The sequence below is a fragment of the Neisseria sp. LACPHL-SPEC-2024-00856 genome, from assembly GCF_047915665.1.
Taxonomy (GTDB): domain Bacteria; phylum Pseudomonadota; class Gammaproteobacteria; order Burkholderiales; family Neisseriaceae; genus Neisseria; species Neisseria polysaccharea.
On sequence record NZ_JBLRPR010000001.1, the window covers coordinates 141,201 to 159,425 of the forward strand.

The following is an 18,225-nucleotide window of genomic DNA, read 5'->3' on the forward strand; positions in this document are numbered from 1 at the left end:
TCAGTTTGAAAGGCAGATATTTTATCAGAATGCCGATGCTTGTCCTGTTTCAAATTAATTTTGTTTTAAATAAGATACTTAGTGTATTTTTATGAGGGGGTCGAACAAATTCCTTGCCAAAGTGTGAAGTTGCCTGCATAATTCGCCTTCTTTGCCGGTATAGCTCAGTTGGTAGAGCACCTGACTTGTAATCAGGGGGTCCCGAGTTCGACTCTTGGTGCCGGCACCATTTCTACTGATGGTGTTGCAAAACATTTCAGTAAGCCGGTATAGCTCAGTTGGTAGAGCACCTGACTTGTAATCAGGGGGTCCCGAGTTCGACTCTTGGTGCCGGCACCAGATTTGACAGCCCGATTGTGTAAAACAGTCGGGCTGTTTTGCATTTGCGGCACGGTCGGTGGCAGGGCTGCGGGCATTTCACTATAATAGCCCGTTTCAAACTGAAAAGGCCGTCTGAAAAGGGCGGGGTAACAATATCTGATGATTACTGTGAACACACTGCAAAAAATGAAGGCGGCGGGCGAAAAAATTGCCATGCTGACCGCTTACGAATCCAGTTTTGCCGCACTGATGGACGATGCTGGCGTGGAAATGCTGCTGGTCGGCGACTCTTTGGGTATGGCGGTTCAAGGGCGGCAGTCGACGCTGCCCGTCAGCTTGAGCGATATGTGCTATCACACTGAATGTGTGGCGCGCGGTGCAAAAAATGCGATGATTGTCAGTGATTTGCCGTTTGGTGCATATCAGCAAAGTAAGGAGCAGGCGTTTGCCGCCGCTGCCGAACTGATGGCGGCAGGAGCGCATATGGTCAAACTCGAAGGCGGCGTGTGGATGGCGGAAACGACTGAATTTCTGCAAATGCGCGGTATTCCGGTTTGCGCGCATATCGGTCTGACCCCGCAATCCGTGTTTGCCTTCGGCGGATACAAGGTTCAGGGGCGCGGAAGTAAGGCGCAGGCGTTGCTTAACGATGCCAAGGCGCATGACGATGCGGGGGCGGCGGTCGTGTTGATGGAATGTGTTCCTGCGGAACTGGCAAAAGAGGTAACTGAATCCGTTTCTTGTCCGACCATCGGTATCGGTGCGGGTGTGGATTGCGACGGGCAGGTTTTGGTGATGCACGATATGCTCGGTATTTTTCCGGGTAAGACGGCGAAATTCGTCAAAAACTTTATGCACGGGCAAAGCAGCATTCAGGCGGCGGTTCGGGCGTATGTTGCCGAAGTCAAAGCCAAAACCTTCCCTGCTGCGGAACATATTTTTGCAGACTGAACGAGGTTTGCTGCCGATGCCGTCTGAAAGCCGTTTCAGACGGCATTTTGTTTTGCCGTGCGCGGCGCGTATAATCGGCGCGTTTTGTCGGGCAGGAAGCCCGAAGGATAAGGATTACCGTTATGCAAATCATACATACCATTCAAGAACTGCGCGCGTGGCGTAAAAATGCGGGAACGGTGGCGTTCGTGCCGACTATGGGCAACCTGCACGAAGGGCATCTTGCCCTCGTTCGCGAAGCCAAAAAACGCGCCGACAACGTTGTTGTCAGCATATTCGTCAACCGCCTGCAATTCGGTCAGGGCGAAGATTTCGACAAATATCCGCGTACTTTGCAACAGGATGCGGACAAACTTGCCGCCGAAGGCATTGCCGTTGTTTTCGCGCCGGACGAGAAAGAACTCTATCCGAACGTGGAACAGCGTTACAACGTCGAACCGCCCAATCTGCAAAATGAGTTGTGCGGCAAGTTCCGTCCGGGACATTTCCGCGGGGTGGCAACGGTAGTGTCCAAGCTGTTCAATATTGTCGCGCCGGATGTTGCCTGTTTCGGCAAAAAAGATTACCAGCAGCTTGCCGTGATTAAAGGTTTGACCGAGGATTTGAATTTCGACATCGAAATTGTGCCTGTCGATACGGGGCGGGCGGCGGACGGTTTGGCACTCTCCAGCCGCAACCAGTACTTGAGCGTTGAGGAATGCGCCGAAGCACCGCGCCTGTACCGTGAGCTGCAGGCGGTTGCCGAATCTCTGAAGCAGGGCGATTTGGATTATGCGGGTTTGGAGCGGCAGGCTGCCGACCATTTGACCGCTGCGGGCTGGGTGGTCGATTATGTGGAAATCCGCCGTGCCGATACGCTCGAAGTGGCGCGGGCGGGAGATAAGAAACTGGTGGTCTTGGCCGCCGCCCGTCTGGGGACGACGCGCCTGATTGACAATGTGGAAGTAAAACTCCCTTAAACCGCAAAGAACCGCAAGCGTCGGGAATGCCGTCTGAAACCGCGTTTCAGACGGCATTTATTTTTTGAACGGGGTTTCGCAAATCTACAAACGATTCTGCTTGTGATAAAGTTACGCCTGATTATATGCCGTCTGAAAGTTCGGACGGATGCCGGATAAAGGATGATTATGTTACCTAAGCGTTTCAAAATGTTAACTGTGTTGACGGCAGCCCTGATTGCCGGACAGGTATCTGCCGCCGGAGGCGGTGCGGGGGATATGAAACAGCCGAAGGAAGTCGGAAAGGTTTTAAGGAAACATCAGCGTTACAGCGAGGAAGAAATCAAAAACGAACGCGCACGGCTTGCGGCAGTGGGCGAACGGGTTAATCAGATATTTACGTTGCTGGGAGGGGAAACCGCCTTGCAAAAGGGGCAGGCGGGAACGGCTTTGGCAGCCTATATGCTGATGTTGGAACGCACAAAATCCCCCGAAGTCGCCGAACGCGCCTTGGAAATGGCCGTGTCGCTGAATGCGTTTGAACAGGCGGAAATGATTTATCAGAAATGGCGGCAGATTGAGCCTATACCGGGTGAGGAGCAAAAACGGGCGGGGTGGCTGCGGAACGTATTGAGGGAAAGGGGAAATCAGCATCTGGATGGATTGGAAGAGGTGCTGGCGCAATCGGACGATGTGCAAAAACGCAGGGTATTTTTGCTGTTGGCGCAAGCTGCCGTGCGGCAGGACGGGTTGGCGCAAAAAGCATCGAAAGCGGTTCGCCGTGCGGCGTTGAAATATGAACATCTGCCCGAAGCGGCGGTTGCCGATGTGGTGTTCAGCATACAGGGGCGCAAAAAGGAAAAGGCAATCGGAGCTTTGCAGCGTTTGGCGAAGCTCGATACGGAAATATTGCCCCCCACTTTAATGACGTTGCGTCTGACTGCACGCAAATATCCCGAGATACTCAGTGGCTTTTTCGAGCAAACAGACACCAAAAACCTTTCAACCGTCTGGCAGGAAATGGAAATTATGAATCTGGTTTCCTTGCACAGGCTGGATGATGCCTATGCGCGTTTGAACGTGCTGTTGGAACACAATCCGAATGCAGACCTGTATATTCAGGCAGCGATATTGGCGGCAAACCGGAAAGAAGGTGCTTCCGTTATCGACGGTTACGCCGAAAAGGCATACGGCAGGGGGACGGGGGAACAGCGGGGCAGGGCGGCAATGACGGCGGCGATGATATATGCCGACCGCAGGGATTATGCCAAAGTCAGGCAGTGGCTGAAAAAAGTATCCGCGCCGGAATATCTGTTCGACAAAGGCGTGTTGGCTGCGGCTGCGGCTGCCGAATTGGACGGCGGCAGGGCGGCTTTGCGGCAGATCGGCAGGGTGCGGAAACTTCCCGAACAGCAGGGGCGGTATTTTACGGCAGACAATTTGTCCAAAATACAGATGCTCGCCCTGTCGAAACTGTCGGATGCACGGGAGGCTTTGAGGGGGTTGGACAAGATTATCGAAAAACCGCCTGCTGGCAGTAATACAGAGTTACAGGCAGAGGCATTGGTACAGCGGTCGGTTGTTTACGATCGGCTTGGCAAGCGGAAAAAAATGATTGCCGACCTTGAAGCGGCACTCAAACTTACGCCCGACAATGCACAAATTATGAATAATTTAGGTTACAGCCTGCTGTCCGATTCCAAGCGTCTGGACGAAGGTTTCGCCCTGCTTCAGACGGCATACCAAATCAACCCGGACGATACCGCCGTCAACGACAGCATAGGCTGGGCGTATTACCTGAAAGGCGATGCGGAAAGTGCGCTGCCGTACCTCCGTTATTCGTTTGAGAGCCGGCCCGAGCCGGAAGTTGCCGCCCATTTGGGCGAGGTGTTGTGGGCATTGGGCGAGCGCGATCGGGCGGTTGATGTGTGGACTCAGGCGGCACACCTTACGGGAGACAAAAAAATATGGCGCGAAACGCTCAAACGCCACGGCATCACATTGCCCAAACTTTCCCGAAAACCCCGGAAATAATGCAGACCCATCCTTTCAGACGGCACACGGTTCGCCGAACCTCCGGCCGGCAGGATTGCACCCCTTAAGGAAATTCTGATGAAGCACACCGTATCCGCATCGGTCATCCTGCTTTTGACCGCTTGCGCGCAATTACCTCAAAATAACGAAAACCTGTGGCAGCCGTCCGAACACATCGGCAGTTTCACGGCAGAAGGGCGGCTGGCAGTGAAAGCGGAAGGGAAAGGTTCGTATGCAAATTTCGATTGGACATACCAACCGCCCGTGGAAACCATCAATATCAACACCCCTTTGGGCGGCACGCTCGGCCAGTTGTGCCAAGACAAAGCCGGTGCGTTGGCAGTGGATGCCAAAGGAAATGTTTATCAGGCGGAAAGTGCGGAAGAGTTGGGCCGGCAGCTTATTGGTTTCAAGCTGCCAATCCAATATCTGCATATCTGGGCAGACGGCAGGCGGGTTGCACGCGCACCTTACCGCATCCTGCCGGACGGTATGCTGGAGCAATACGGTTGGACAATCGGCAGAACCGCAGGCAGCGAAGGAAAAGCCCGCATCCTGCAATTGGACAACGGGAAATTGAACATCAGGCTGGTTTTCAGCGAAATCGGTATGCCGTCTGAAACCGAAACCCAAGAACAATGTGCGGCACGCATACGGTAAGGTAGATATATGAGTGTTACGGACGGACGGCAGGCCTTTCCCGCACCTGCAAAACTGAATCTCGATTTGAGGATTACAGGCAGGCGTGAGGACGGTTATCACAATATCGAAAGCATATTCTGCCTGATAGATTTGCAGGATACCGTATATTTGAAACCGAGGAACGACGGCAAAATCATTCTGCACAATCCGGTTGATGGAATGCCGCAGGAAGCGGATTTAAGCTACCGTGCCGCATCGTTGCTGCAAAAATATGCACGCACCCCTGCCGGCGTGGAGATATGGCTGGACAAAAAAATTCCGACCGGGGCAGGTTTGGGCGGTGGGAGTTCTGATGCCGCAACGGTTTTGCTGGTATTGAACCGTTGGTGGCAGTGCGGTTTGACGCAGCGGCAGCTGATTGAACTGGGCGCGACTTTGGGTGCGGACGTACCATTTTTTATTTTCGGAAAAAATGCTTTTGCCAGCGGGATAGGTGAAAAACTGATCGGAATGGATATTCCGAAACAGTGGTATGTCATTGTCAAACCGCCTGTTCACGTTTCCACTGCAAAAATTTTCACACACGAATGCTTGACACGGGATTCTGCCTCAAGCATAATGCCGACTTTCCAAAACCTGCAACCGTTTAGAAATGATATGCAGGCAGTTGTATTTAAAGAATACCCTGAAGTTTGGAAAGCCTATTCCGAATTGTCCCGATATGGATTTGCCTTAATGACAGGTTCTGGTGCGTGTGTATTCACGGCGTGTCAAGATAGGAATAGCGCATACAATATATACCGACAAGTTTCAGATTTGTACGAGGCATATTTGGCAGAGGGTCTTTCAAAACATCCTTTGTTGTCCGTATAAACATTGTTGGGGAGTCGTCAAGCGGTTAAGACACTGGATTTTGATTCCAGCATGCGAAGGTTCGAATCCTTCCTCCCCAGCCAAGCCAAACGAGTTGGGGAGTCGTCAAGCGGTTAAGACACTGGATTTTGATTCCAGCATGCGAAGGTTCGAATCCTTCCTCCCCAGCCATATTTTTTTGGGGAGTCGTCAAGCGGTTAAGACACTGGATTTTGATTCCAGCATGCGAAGGTTCGAATCCTTCCTCCCCAGCCAGATAAAGCGTGTAAGCCTGCTTACACGCTTTTTGTTTCATAGAAATAAAAATATTGAAATGCCTTTGTTTGTGTCGGATGTTGCAGGTATAATGTCGGGCTTGGTACAAGCGGAGGGAAGCATTGTGTTTTCTGAGCGGAAGTTAAACATAAAATCAGGTGAGAATATGGCTGCGTACGACAGTTTGATGGTATTTACAGGTAACGCCAATCCCGAATTGGCGCAACGTGTTGTCAAACATTTGGATATTTCTTTGGGCAATGCTTCCGTATCCAAGTTTTCAGACGGTGAGGTCGCCGTCGAATTGTTGGAAAACGTACGCGGCCGCGATGTTTTTATCCTTCAGCCGACCTGTGCGCCGACCAATGACAACTTGATGGAAATCCTGACGATGGCGGATGCGCTCAAACGCGCTTCGGCAGGCCGCATCACGGCAGCCATTCCGTATTTCGGCTATGCGCGCCAAGACCGCCGTCCGCGTTCCGTCCGCGTTCCTATTTCTGCCAAACTGGTGGCGAATATGCTGTATTCGGCAGGGATCGACCGTGTTTTGACTGTCGATTTGCATGCCGACCAGATTCAAGGCTTCTTCGATATTCCTGTGGATAATATTTATGCCACCCCGATTCTGTTGAACGACATCAAGCAGCAGCGGATTGAAAATCTGACCGTCGTCAGCCCGGATATCGGCGGTGTCGTCCGCGCCCGCGCCGTGGCAAAATCCTTGAATGCCGACTTGGCAATCATCGATAAACGCCGCCCGAAAGCCAATGTGGCGGAAGTCATGAACATCATCGGCGATATTCAAGGCAGAACCTGTCTGATTGTGGACGATATGATTGACACCGCGAATACCTTGTGTAAAGCTGCCGTCGCCCTGAAAGAGCGCGGTGCGGAACGTGTCTTGGCATATGCCAGCCATGCAGTATTCTCCGGAGAGGCGGTCAGCCGTATCGCCTCATCCGAAATCGACCAGGTGGTCGTAACCGATACCATTCCTTTGTCTGAAGCGGCTAAAAACTGCGACCGTATCCGTCAGGTAACGATTGCCGGTCTGTTGGCCGAAACTGTCCGCCGCATCAGCAATGAAGAATCCGTCTCATATCTTTTTAATGAAGAAGTGATGACAGGCAGCATGCTGCTGCCGTAACCCCGATGCCGTCTTAAGCTGGTCGCGGTCGATGACGGCGATTTTACCTAACTTGGAGTATTTAACATGACTTATGAAATTCAAGCCTCTGTTCGTGAAGCACAAGGCACTGGTGCGAGCCGCCGCCTGCGTCGCGAAGGCCAAATCCCCGGCATTCTGTACGGTGAAGGTCAAGAGCCCGTTGCGATTGCCGTAGATCACAAAACCGTATTCTACGCACTGGAAAAAGAATCTTTCCATACCGCGTTGATTAAATTGTCTCTGAACGGCGAAACCAAAGACGTTATCGTCCGCGATTTCCAAATGCACCCGTTTCGCCGCGAAGTTCAACATATTGACTTCCAAGCTGTGAAAGCCGATCAACTTGTACGCATCCGTGTTCCCCTGCACATCGTTAACGCTGAAAACTCCCAAGCGGTCAAACTGCAAGGCGGCCGTGTATCTTTGCTGAACACGACTGTTGAAGTGCTTGCGTTGCCTGCCAATATCCCTGCTTTCTTGGATTTGGATTGTGCCGAAGTGGTTGCCGGCGATATTTTGCACTTGTCAGACATCAAATTTCCTGAAGGTGTAGAAAGCGTTTCCTTGAAACGTAATGAAAATCTGGCTGTTGCTACTGTTACCGGTAAAAAACGCTAATTGATTGAAAAGCAGGCGGTACGTATATGATGCGTACCGCCTTATTGTTTTTGGCTGTGTTTCAATATTTGGTTGATTTCATCCGTTTATAAGGGAAAACCGCTTATTTTCGTTTGGGTAGAAATCTATAGGCGTATTGCGCGACAACGGATGGTTAGCTTAAAAACGGCATTTCGTACCAGATGAAAATGAAGAAGATATGTCGTTCACATTCCAGTAGCTGCCCGGCTGGAACCGGCTATCAGAGATAGTCGGTCAACTTTTACCCTAGAAATCACTTTTCTTTCAACTTTTGAAACATCCCGATAAAAGGATATTTCGTAACCCGCTCTTGATGGACATAGTTATGGCAACCGAACCGAACCGAACCGAACCGAACCGAACCGAACCGAACCGAAATTATACACGATTTAGAAAATAATTTCAAACAAAACAATATATTAAAATTCAAACAACTCTTTCCTGAAGTCTTTTGCGAAGACCAAATCGATTTTGAGAAGCTCAAACTCGTCCTCGGCGCGGAAAACCTTGCCGGCGCGGGCGAACGTTATCAACTCGATTGGGCGGGCAAAACCGCTGCCTATCTCAACCTGCAAAGCCCCACTTCCCGCACGCTTACCCCCTGCAAAGAAGAATCCGCAGATTTCGACGGCACGCAAAACGTGTTTATCGAAGCCGAAAACCTCGAAGCCCTGAAAATCCTGCAAAAATCCTATGCCGGCAGCGTGAAGATGATTTACATCGACCCGCCCTACAACACCGGCAGCGATTCTTTTATCTATCCCGACAAATTCTCTGAAAGCCGCGAAGAATACGCCCGCCGCGTGGGCGATACCGACGACGCGGGCTACCTGAAGCGCGACGGCGTATTCCAGGGCGCGTGGCGCAAAAACGGCAAAGACAGCGGCCATTACCACAGCAACTGGCTCTCCATGATGCTGCCGCGCCTGCATCTGGCGAAAACCCTGCTGAGCGAAGACGGTGTGATTTTCATCAGTATTGACGACAACGAACAGGCACAGTTGAAACTGCTGTGTGATGAAGTGTTTGGGGCGGAGAATTTTGTGTCAAATATTATATGGGAGAAGAGGTATACCAGAAGTAACAACGCCCGCATGTTCACAACATTAACGGAGCAGATAGTTTGCTACAGGAAATCTGATAACTTACAGGAGTTAAAAGAGCCTAGAAATGAAAAAGCAGATTCCACTTATACCAATCCAGATAATGACCCAAGAGGAGTATGGACAAGCGTATCTTGTGTTAACCCAGCAACAAAGGAACAACGCCCGAATTTATCATATGAAATACAAAATCCACACACGGGAGAAGTCATTACACACCCAACAAATGCATGGAAATTTGAGCATTCAAAATATTTATCCTATCAGGAAGATAACAGACTGTATTGGGGAAAGAATGGAGAAAACAAATATCCACGCTTAAAGAAATTTCTCACAGAGATGGATGGCGGAATGGTGCCAGTTGATTTATGGAAACATGATGAAACAGGAACAACAGATGCTGCCAGCAAAGAGTTGGAATCCATGATTGGTAAAGGAATATTTACTTTTCCGAAACCTCCTTCATTAATCAAAAGGATGCTTAAAATTGCATCAAATAAAAAAGATTCAATTATATTAGACTTCTTCTCCGGTAGCGGCACTACCGCCCACGCCGTGATGCAGCTTAATGCCGAAGACGGCGGCAGCCGCCGTTTCATCTGCGTCCAGCTTCCCGAAGAAACCGACGAAAAATCCGAAGCGCGCAAGGCGGGTTTCAACACGATTGCCGAAATCGCCAAAGAACGCATCCGCCGCGCGGGCAGGCAGATTTCAGACGGCCTTCAAAGCGGTCAAAACGTGGATACGGGCTTTAAAGTCTTCAAACTTGCCGAAAGCGGTTTCAAACAATGGCGGCAGTCCGGACAAGCCGATACGGAAGCCCTGCAACGCGAATTGTCCTTGAACATTGATTCCGTGCTGTCTGAAACGCCGTCTGAAAACCTGCTCTGCGAATTGATGCTGCGTTTAGGTTTGAAGCTGACTTGCAAGGTTTCGCTTTCAGACGGCGTGTATTTCGTGGAAGACGAGGATACGGGCGGACTGTACGCCTTCCTGCTGGAACGCGTGAATCAGGATTTGATTGATGCCGTGCTGGCGAAGCATCCCGTCAAGGCGGTGGTTTTGGACAGGCTGTTCGAGGGCGACGACGCGCTCAAAGGCAATACCGTATTGCAGATGAAGGACGCTGGCGTGATGTTTGAGTGTGTGTAGTCAGCCGAAAGCGGGAAACCGGAAGTGCCGTCTGCCGTCATTCCCGCGCAGGCGGGAATCTAGAAACTCAAAGTTGCAAGAATTTATCGGAAATGACTGAAACCCAACGAACCTAGATTCCCACTTTCGCGGGAATGACGATATATCAGTTTCTGCGCCGACAGGTCTGGATTCCCGCCTGCGCGGGAATGACGGCAAAGAGGTGGATTTTCCGGATGGCGGCAAAGAGGTGGATTTTCCGCGCGACAGCGGATAGAAGGAAATAAAAATGGAATTGAAATTTGAAGAACTGCCCTATCAGCTTGATGCGGTAAATGCCGTTGCGAATCTTTTTGCAGGGCAGCCGAACCACGCCCGGACATTTGATTTGACCAGTCAGGGGACGGGGCGGTTTGTCGGCAATGGCTTGGATTTGGATTGGGAAACGCTGGGCCGGAATCTGAATGCGGTGCAAAAGCAAAACGGACAGCCTGAAACGGAAATCGGCACACACGGGCTGAATTTTTCCCTGGAAATGGAAACGGGTACGGGCAAAACCTATGTCTATCTGCGCACGATTTACGAATTAAACCGCAGTTACGGCTGGAAGAAGTTTGTGATTGTCGTACCGGGCGTACCGATACGCGAAGGCGTGTTGAAAAGTTTGGAAATTACGAAAGCGCATTTTGACGGAGTGTTCGGCAGGCCCGTGATGCGTTATGCGGAATATTCAAGCACGCGGCTGTCGGATTTACGCGCTTTTGCGGTAAACGACCATATCGAAATTTTAGTTATCAACATTCAGTCGTTTGAAAAAGACGGAAACGTGATCAATAAGGTAAACGAAAGCGGGGAAGCACCGATTAAGTTTATTCAGGAAACGTGTCCCATCGTCATCATCGACGAGCCGCAGAATATGGAAACGGAAGGCCGTCTGAACGCCTTGGCATCGCTCAATCCGCTTTTTACCCTGCGCTATTCGGCAACGCATAAAAAACCGTACCACAAGGTTTACAGCCTGAATCCCGTGCAGGCATACAATTTGAAGCTGGTCAAGCAAATCGAAGTTTTGCCGGTATTGGCGGAAAACGATGTGAACGGCGCATTTGCGGAGCTGCTGGAAGTGAAACAGGCGGCCAAAGGCCGTCTGAAAGCCGATTTGAACATTCATTATCAGGATAAAAAGGAAACCAAGAAGAAAAAGGTATCCGTCAAATCGAGAGACGATTTGTTTGAAAAATCGGGCGGCAACGAAGCCTACCGCCACGGTTTCATCATTGACGGCATGGATTTCGAGAATCAGGAATTGGCGTTCTCAAGCGGTAAAACCATTACGCGCGGCGGAGACGGCGATGCGGTGCGCGATGAAATCATGAAAAACCAGATCCGCGAAACGGTAAGGGAGCATTTGGCGAAGGAGAAACGGCTGAATCCGCTGGGGATTAAGGTGTTGTCGCTGTTCTTTATCGACCGCGTGGAGAATTACCGCACAGAAGACGGAACGGCAGGCAAGTTTGCCCTTTGGTTTGAAGAAATCTATCGGGAGCTTGCAGGCAATAGCGATACGGCGGGCGTACACGACGGCTATTTCTCGCAAGACAAGAAAGGCCGTCTGAAAAACACCGACGGCACAACGCAGGCGGACAACGATACCTACCGCCTCATTATGCGCGACAAGGAAACCCTGCTTTCCTTTGACAGCCCGCTGCGCTTTATCTTTTCCCATTCCGCGCTGAAAGAAGGCTGGGACAACCCCAATGTATTCCAAATCTGCACGCTCAACGAAACCCGCTCGCCGCTGAAAAAGCGGCAGGAAATCGGGCGCGGGCTGCGTATCGCCGTCAATCAGGAAGGACGGCGCGTGCGCGATGAAAACGTGAACATACTGACCGTTGTGCCGAACGAAAGCTACGAATTGTTTGCCGCAAATCTGCAAAAGGAATACGAAGACGAATGCGGCATCAAATTTGCCGCCGAAAACATCAAAAACGGCAATAAGAAGAAAAAACAGCTGTTCCGCAAAGATTTTCCGCTCGATCCCGAATTTCAGGCAATTTGGGACAAGTTGAAATACAAAACGCGCTACCGTGTGCGCTTCGATACGGAAGAATTGATCGAACAGGCTTCGGCGGCAGTGGCAAACCTACCCGAAATCCAGAAGCCGAGAATCCGCGTCCGCAAGGCGCAATTAAAACAATCACAAACCTACGGTATCGAAACAGTCGAAATTGCCAGCCGCAGCCGCGAAATGGAAACCACATGGGAGATTCCCGACATACTCGGCGAAATTCAAAGAAAAACGGGGCTGACGCGGCGCACGGCGTACGAAATCATCACACAGTCAGGCCGTCTGAAAGATGTAGCTGGTAATCCGCAACGCTTCATCGACCTTGCTGCTGAAGTAATAAACCGCAGCCTGTACGCGTTGATGGCGGCAGGAATCGAGTATGAACGGACGGACGAGGCGTACGATCAAAAGCTGTTGGAAGACATGGAGCGCGAAGGTATCGAGTTTTACGAAAACGGTTTTACATTCACAGTAAGCAATCCGCAAAAAACCATTTGCGAAAACTACATCCCTTTGGATTCCGGCACGGAAAAAGCCTTTGCCCAAAATTGCGAGGATTATGATGCGAAAAATGAAGGAGGCGTGGCGTTTTACTTCAAACTGCCCGGCTGGTTCAAAATCCCAACCCCGCTGGGCAATTACAATCCCGATTGGGCGGTGGTAAAACAGGTTCGGGATAAAGTGTATTTCGTTGCGGAAACCAAAAACACCGGCAAAGGCATTCAGGCGGGGGTAGATGCGGGCAAGCTGCGCGAAAACGAACGGCTGAAAATCGAATGCGGTGAACGGCATTTTGAAGCACTGGGCGGTTTGGCATACTGTGTTGTGGAAAAAGTGGGGGACTTAAAGTTAGAAAAAGAGGAGCAGGCTTAAAACGAACAGGTATAATCATAGTATTACACCTGTTTTGCAAATAATGTAATCAACGGATCAATAATAAAAGGCCGTCTGAAAGATGATATTTCAGACGGCCTTAGTTATTCAGCCAACTGTTGCCGTTAAGCGCAAATCAAATAGAGGTGGATGAGTTGCGATATTTGATTGGTCGTACAACTTTATTTAACGGTCTTTTGAATATCGTCTGAAGATTGTTTCAGACGGCATTTTAATTCTCCTATTTTGGATATGGAAATATAGAAGCTTACTGTCCCGTCAGACGCGTCCAAAGTCTTTGCCACCGGCTTCTTTTTTCTACATTTTCCAGTGCGACAATTTCTTTTTCGGCAATGGTGTATCCGTTTTGTCTGATTTTGATTTTTCCTAAAATCTGCCCTTTTTTTACCGGGGCGGGAATCGGCTGTATGGTTTCCAAAATTTGTTCGGCCATTTTCGTTTCCTTATGTGGCAGAGTGATGTAGGCTTCTTTGAGGAAGCCTGCGCGGACGGTTTTTTTGCTGCCTCCGGAAATTTGGATTTGGGCAACGGTTTTTCCTTTCGGATATATTTTGGGCGTATCGAAGGCCTGCAATGCCCAGTTCAGCAGCTTGCTGTTGTCCGATGCGCGTGTTTCCGCCGATTCCGAACCCAATGTGATGGCAAGGATGTGCCTGCCGTTGCCGGAGTATGACACGGCAAGGTTGTAGCCGCCGCTTTCTGTGTGTCCGGCTTTCAGACCGTTTACATTGTTGTCCCTATATAAAAGGATATTGCGGTTGTTTTGTTCTATATTTTTGAATTTGAAAGATTTGATGGAAAACAGCGGGTAATATTCCGGAAAGTCGCGCATCAATGCTTCAGACAGCAGGGCGAGGTCTTTGGCGGTGGAAACCTGTCCTTCTCTACTCAAGCCTGTCGGGTTTTTGAATACAGTGTTCTTCATGCCCAGGCGTCGGGCTTCTTTGTTCATTTGTTGCACAAAATTTTCAATCGAGCCGTTGCCCAGCCGGCCGGCAAGGGTTAGGGCGGCATCGTTTGCGGATAGGGCAATCATGCCTTTTAAGAGTTTGTCGGTGCCGACCGTATCGCCGGGACGTACAAACATTCTGCTTCCTTCTGAAGCCCATGCGGATTCGGGTATTTTTAAGTTTTCTTCAGATTGGATATTTCCCGATTTCATGTTTTTGAAAACTAAATATGCGGTCATCAGTTGGGTTAGTGCCGCCGGTTCGACAGGGGTATTGATGTTTTTGGCGGATAAAGTCTGTCTGCTTTGAAGGTCGATAACGATGTGTGCCGCTGTGAGGGTTTCGGGTGTTTGGAGCGTGGGGGCGGCGTGTACCGTCGGTCTGTTGGGTGCGGGAGATGCAGCCATTGCGTGAGAAACGCCTAAGATAATGGAAAGCAGGACGGGCAGGATTTTATGTGCTGTCATGAAATATTCTAATTGTGTGAGTGTTTCAGCCTGCCGATTATACGCTTAGGGTGCCTGATCGGGCGGATTTTTCTTGATTTCAAACCGTCATGGGGGTATGGTTTCACGTTTTGTAATTTTAATAAACCGATTATTTTAGTATTAAATCATGAACACGCCTCTTTCTTATTCTGATTACCTTATCCGTATCCTAACAGCATCTGTCTATGATGTGGCGGTTGAAACGCCTTTGGAATCAGCGCGCAGCCTTTCTGCACGTTCGGGAAACAATATTTTGCTGAAACGCGAAGATTTGCAACCTGTATTTTCTTTCAAAATACGCGGCGCTTATAACAAAATGTCCAAGTTGCCGAAAGATGCGCTTACTTGCGGCGTGATTGCGGCAAGTGCGGGGAACCATGCCCAAGGGGTGGCATTGTCCGCGCAGCGTTTGGGTTGCCGTGCCGTTATCGTCATGCCGGAGACTACGCCGAAAATTAAAGTAGATGCGGTTAAGAGCCGTGGCGGTGAAGTGGTTTTGCGTGGTGTTTCATACAACGATGCATACGATTATGCGATGGAGTTGGCGGAAAAAGAAGGGTTAACCTATATCGCACCGTTTGACGATCCTGATGTTATTGCAGGACAAGGGACGGTAGGCATGGAAATTGTCAGCCAACATCCAGATGATATTCACGCTGTATTCGTACCGATAGGGGGAGGCGGTTTGGCAGCGGGCGTGGCGGCATTTATCAAGCAGGTCCGTCCCGAAATCAAAGTTATCGGCGTTCAGACACATGATTCCTGTTGTATGAAGCAATCGGTCGAAGCGGGTAAAATCGTCCATTTGAAAGATGTCGGGCTGTTTTCAGACGGCACTGCGGTCAAAGTTGTCGGAGATGAAACCTTCCGCCTCTGCAAAGAACTTTTGGATGAAATCATTACAGTCGATACCGATGCGGTTTGCGGTGCGGTCAAGGATATTTTCGATGATACGCGCAGCATTACCGAGCCGGCCGGCGCGTTGGCATTGGCAGGATTGAAGGCTTATATCGCACGCGGCGGCATCAAGGGGCAGACCCTGATTGCCGTTACCAGCGGTGCGAATATGAATTTTCACCGTTTGCGCCACGTTTCGGAACGGAGCGAATTGGGTGAGGGCAACGAAGGTATTTTTGCCGTTACCATCCCTGAAGAACGCGGCAGCTTCCTTAAGTTTGTCAATATATTGGGAAATAGGAATATTACCGAGTTCAACTACCGCTACGGAGACGATGAAAAAGCGCATATCTTTGTCGGACTTCAAGCGGCAGGCCCGCAGGATTTGGCGGTTATCGGCAGCCGGTTGGATGAGGCGGGATTGCCCAATGTCGACCTGACCGATGATGAGATTGCCAAAATCCATATCCGTTATATGGTCGGAGGGCGGACGGACAAAGTAGAAAACGAGCGTCTGGTCAGTTTTGAGTTTCCGGAGCGTCCGGGGGCATTGGCGCGTTTTTTGAACCATATGCAGGGAGGGTGGAATATTACGCTCTTCCATTACCGCAACCACGGTGCGGATTACGGGCGGATTTTGGTCGGTATCGATGTGCCGCCTCACGATGCCGCCGCATTTGACGGTTTCTTGGAAAGTCTGGGATACAGCTATCACGAGGAAACGCAAAATGCCGCGTACAAGCTGTTTCTTGCCTGACGCTTGAAAGCATAATGCCGTCTGAAAGCCTTTCAGACGGCATTATGCTTTCAGGGTTAAATCGAATATTCAATCAGCTCGTTTTGGGAAAAAACATAAACCTGTTTTGGAATTAAGTTTAATTCTTTACCTTCAGCGATTGGGTAACGCGCGGCATCGCTGCCAGCCAGCGTGATATGCACGTCTTGTTTGTCGTGTTTCACCAAAACGTGCGTCAATGCGCCGACGGCGTGGATTTTTTCGATTTCGGCACAAATCATCGGTGTTTCGTTTTCGGCGGCGATCTGCCATTCGTGCGGACGGATGTAGCCGATGGCAGTTTGCTCCTGCCATTTGTATTGTGCGTCCAATTTCCACGCGAAGCCGTTGTAATGCCAGATGCCTTTTTCGATTCTGCCTTCAAAAGCGTCGGTTTCGCCGAGGAACTCGGTAACGAAGGCGTTTTCGGGTTTGCGGTAAATGGCTTCGGCACTGCCGGTTTGTTCGATTTTGCCGTGGTTCATCACGACGATTTCGTCGGAAACTTCGAGGGCTTCTTCTTGGTCGTGCGTAACCAGAATGCTGGTTACACCGAGGTTGTGATGAATGTCGCGCAGCCAGGTGCGTAATTCTTTGCGTACTTTGGCATCCAACGCGCCGAAGGGTTCGTCCAAAAGCAGGAGTTTCGGTTCGACCGCAAGCGCGCGGGCGAGGGCGATGCGCTGGCGTTGCCCGCCGGAGAGTTGGTGCGGATAGGATTTTGCCAAATGCGAGAGCTGCACGAGCTTGAGCAATTCTTCGACTTTGGCGCGGATTTGTTCTTTGGACGGGCGTTCTGGCTTGGGCAATACGGTCAAACCGAAGGCGATGTTGTCAAACACGTTCATATGGCGGAAAAGGGCGTAGTGTTGGAACACGAAACCGACTTTGCGCTCGCGCACATGTTTGGCGGTTACGTCTTGCCCGTCAAACAGAATCTTGCCGTCGTCGGCGTTTTCCAGTCCGGCGATGATGCGCAGGAGTGTGGTTTTGCCGCAGCCGGACGGGCCGAGCAGGGAAACGAGTTTGCCGGTGGGGACGTTGAGGTTGATGTTTTTCAGCGCGTGAAAATTGCCGAAGTGTTTGTTTAAGTTTTGAATGGTGATGCTCATACTGCTTTCCTTTCGGCGGCGGCGAGTTTTTTGTCTTGTAATTTGGTGATGATGTTCTGCACCGCCAGCGTCGCCAGTGCTAAAAGTGCCAATACGCCGGAGAGGGCGAATGCGCCGGTGAAGTTGTATTCGTTGTAGAAGATTTCAACCAAAAGCGGGATGGTGTTGGTCTCGCCGCGTATGTGTCCCGATACCACGCTGACCGCGCCGAATTCGCCCATCGCGCGGGCGTTGGTGAGGATGATGCCGTAGAGTAACGCCCATTTGATGTTGGGCAGGGTAACGCGCCAAAACATCTGCCAGCCGCTTGCGCCGAGTATCAGCGCGGCCTGTTCTTCGCTGTCGCCTTGCGCCTGCATTAAAGGAATGATTTCGCGTGCGACAAAGGGGAAGGTAACGAACAGCGCCGCCAAAACAATGCCGGGGATGGCGAAGATAATCTGTATGCCTTGCGCTTCGAGCCAGCTACCCAATGCCGTGTGCGCACCGAACAATAAGACGAACATCAAACCGGCTACCACAGGCGATACGGAAAACGGCAAATCGAGCAGGGTGGTCAGCAACTGCTTGCCGCGAAAATCAAAACGGGTCAGCAGCCACGCCATCGCCACGCCCAAGACGGCATTGACGGGGACGACAATCAGCGCGGTAATCAGCGTCAATTTGATGGCAGACCACGCTTCGGGATCGTTTAAGGATTTCAGGTACAAATCCCAACCGCCTTTTAAGGCTTCGTAAAACACGGCGACGAGCGGCACGACCAGCATCAGCAGCAGAAAGCCCAGCGCGGCGGCAATCAGCAACACGCGCAGCCGGCGCGGTTCGGTCAGGTTGGGATTGGCGGAATAGGGTTTCATGGCGGTGGTGTTCCCTGGTTGGTTTTAAAATGTTCGGAGGTCGTCTGAAAAACTGTGTTTTGGGGAGCGGATTCGTTTTCAGACGACCTTTTATCTTTTATGTTAAAAGAGAAATAAAAAAGTCTA

14 protein-coding genes and 5 tRNA genes are annotated in these 18,225 nt (G+C 50.6%); 15 read left to right on the forward strand and 4 right to left on the reverse strand.

The window, feature by feature from the left end:
• Nucleotides 1-153: 153 nt before the first annotated feature.
• The 12 genes from ACNAU7_RS00840 to ACNAU7_RS00895 all read left to right on the forward strand — a co-directional run bounded on the left by ACNAU7_RS00840 (nt 154) and on the right by ACNAU7_RS00895 (nt 7,803).
• Nucleotides 154-229: transfer RNA gene (locus ACNAU7_RS00840), tRNA-Thr, on the forward strand.
• A gap of 34 nt (nt 230-263) precedes the next feature.
• Nucleotides 264-339 (forward strand) — tRNA-Thr (locus tag ACNAU7_RS00845).
• Nucleotides 340-480: 141 nt separating this feature from the next.
• Complete coding sequence (gene panB / locus ACNAU7_RS00850) at nt 481-1,272, forward strand: 3-methyl-2-oxobutanoate hydroxymethyltransferase (protein ID WP_416299836.1); 792 nt, start codon at nt 481-483, stop codon at nt 1,270-1,272.
• 122 nt (nt 1,273-1,394) lie between these two features.
• Nucleotides 1,395-2,231, forward strand: coding sequence for a pantoate--beta-alanine ligase (gene panC, locus ACNAU7_RS00855; protein ID WP_416299838.1), 837 nt, complete (start codon nt 1,395-1,397; stop codon nt 2,229-2,231).
• Between the two features lie 168 nt (nt 2,232-2,399).
• Complete coding sequence (locus ACNAU7_RS00860) at nt 2,400-4,244, forward strand: tetratricopeptide repeat protein (RefSeq protein WP_416300240.1); 1,845 nt, start codon at nt 2,400-2,402, stop codon at nt 4,242-4,244.
• A gap of 78 nt (nt 4,245-4,322) precedes the next feature.
• Nucleotides 4,323-4,904 (forward strand): outer membrane lipoprotein LolB, encoded by a 582-nt coding sequence (locus tag ACNAU7_RS00865; protein ID WP_416299840.1) that lies wholly within the window; start codon nt 4,323-4,325, stop codon nt 4,902-4,904.
• A gap of 9 nt (nt 4,905-4,913) precedes the next feature.
• Nucleotides 4,914-5,759 (forward strand): 4-(cytidine 5'-diphospho)-2-C-methyl-D-erythritol kinase, encoded by an 846-nt coding sequence (gene ispE, locus ACNAU7_RS00870; RefSeq protein WP_416299842.1) that lies wholly within the window; start codon nt 4,914-4,916, stop codon nt 5,757-5,759.
• 7 nt (nt 5,760-5,766) lie between these two features.
• Nucleotides 5,767-5,842 (forward strand) — tRNA-Gln (locus ACNAU7_RS00875).
• A gap of 12 nt (nt 5,843-5,854) precedes the next feature.
• Nucleotides 5,855-5,930 (forward strand) — tRNA-Gln (locus ACNAU7_RS00880).
• Nucleotides 5,931-5,938: 8 nt separating this feature from the next.
• A tRNA-Gln gene (locus tag ACNAU7_RS00885) sits at nt 5,939-6,014 on the forward strand.
• Nucleotides 6,015-6,180: 166 nt separating this feature from the next.
• Nucleotides 6,181-7,164, forward strand: coding sequence for a ribose-phosphate pyrophosphokinase (locus ACNAU7_RS00890; protein WP_107818814.1), 984 nt, complete (start codon nt 6,181-6,183; stop codon nt 7,162-7,164).
• Nucleotides 7,165-7,230: 66 nt separating this feature from the next.
• Nucleotides 7,231-7,803, forward strand: a complete 573-nt coding sequence (locus tag ACNAU7_RS00895) for a 50S ribosomal protein L25/general stress protein Ctc (RefSeq protein ID WP_416299845.1) — start codon at nt 7,231-7,233, stop codon at nt 7,801-7,803.
• Nucleotides 7,804-8,243: 440 nt separating this feature from the next.
• Here the strand turns inward: ACNAU7_RS00895 and ACNAU7_RS00900 are convergent, their stop codons facing one another.
• Entirely contained in the window at nt 8,244-8,462 is a 219-nt protein-coding gene (locus ACNAU7_RS00900; RefSeq protein ID WP_416299847.1) for a hypothetical protein, read from the reverse strand.
• A 3-nt stretch (nt 8,463-8,465) separates the two neighbouring features.
• Between ACNAU7_RS00900 and ACNAU7_RS00905 the strand changes: the two genes are divergently transcribed.
• Both ACNAU7_RS00905 and ACNAU7_RS00910 read left to right on the forward strand, forming a co-directional pair.
• Nucleotides 8,466-10,079, forward strand: a complete 1,614-nt coding sequence (locus ACNAU7_RS00905) for a site-specific DNA-methyltransferase (protein WP_416299849.1) — start codon at nt 8,466-8,468, stop codon at nt 10,077-10,079.
• A 268-nt stretch (nt 10,080-10,347) separates the two neighbouring features.
• Entirely contained in the window at nt 10,348-12,999 is a 2,652-nt protein-coding gene (locus tag ACNAU7_RS00910; protein WP_416299851.1) for a DEAD/DEAH box helicase family protein, read from the forward strand.
• A 268-nt stretch (nt 13,000-13,267) separates the two neighbouring features.
• Here ACNAU7_RS00910 and ACNAU7_RS00915 read toward each other — a convergent pair whose 3' ends face one another.
• On the reverse strand, nt 13,268-14,437 hold the full coding sequence (locus ACNAU7_RS00915) for a D-alanyl-D-alanine carboxypeptidase family protein (RefSeq protein ID WP_416299853.1): 1,170 nt from the start codon (nt 14,435-14,437) through the stop codon (nt 13,268-13,270).
• Between the two features lie 148 nt (nt 14,438-14,585).
• Between ACNAU7_RS00915 and ilvA the strand changes: the two genes are divergently transcribed.
• A complete protein-coding gene (gene ilvA, locus ACNAU7_RS00920; RefSeq protein ID WP_416299855.1) occupies nt 14,586-16,112 on the forward strand; it encodes a threonine ammonia-lyase, biosynthetic in 1,527 nt (508 codons plus the stop codon).
• Between the two features lie 56 nt (nt 16,113-16,168).
• Here ilvA and ACNAU7_RS00925 read toward each other — a convergent pair whose 3' ends face one another.
• Together ACNAU7_RS00925 and cysW are read right to left on the reverse strand one after the other, a co-directional pair.
• Nucleotides 16,169-17,242 carry a sulfate/molybdate ABC transporter ATP-binding protein gene (locus ACNAU7_RS00925; RefSeq protein WP_416299857.1) on the reverse strand — a complete coding sequence of 358 codons (1,074 nt, stop codon included), beginning with the start codon at nt 17,240-17,242 and terminating at the stop codon, nt 16,169-16,171.
• On the reverse strand, nt 17,239-18,099 hold the full coding sequence (gene cysW, locus ACNAU7_RS00930) for a sulfate ABC transporter permease subunit CysW (RefSeq protein ID WP_416299859.1): 861 nt from the start codon (nt 18,097-18,099) through the stop codon (nt 17,239-17,241). The genes ACNAU7_RS00925 and cysW overlap by 4 nt, the downstream gene beginning before the upstream one ends.
• Nucleotides 18,100-18,225 lie beyond the last annotated feature (126 nt).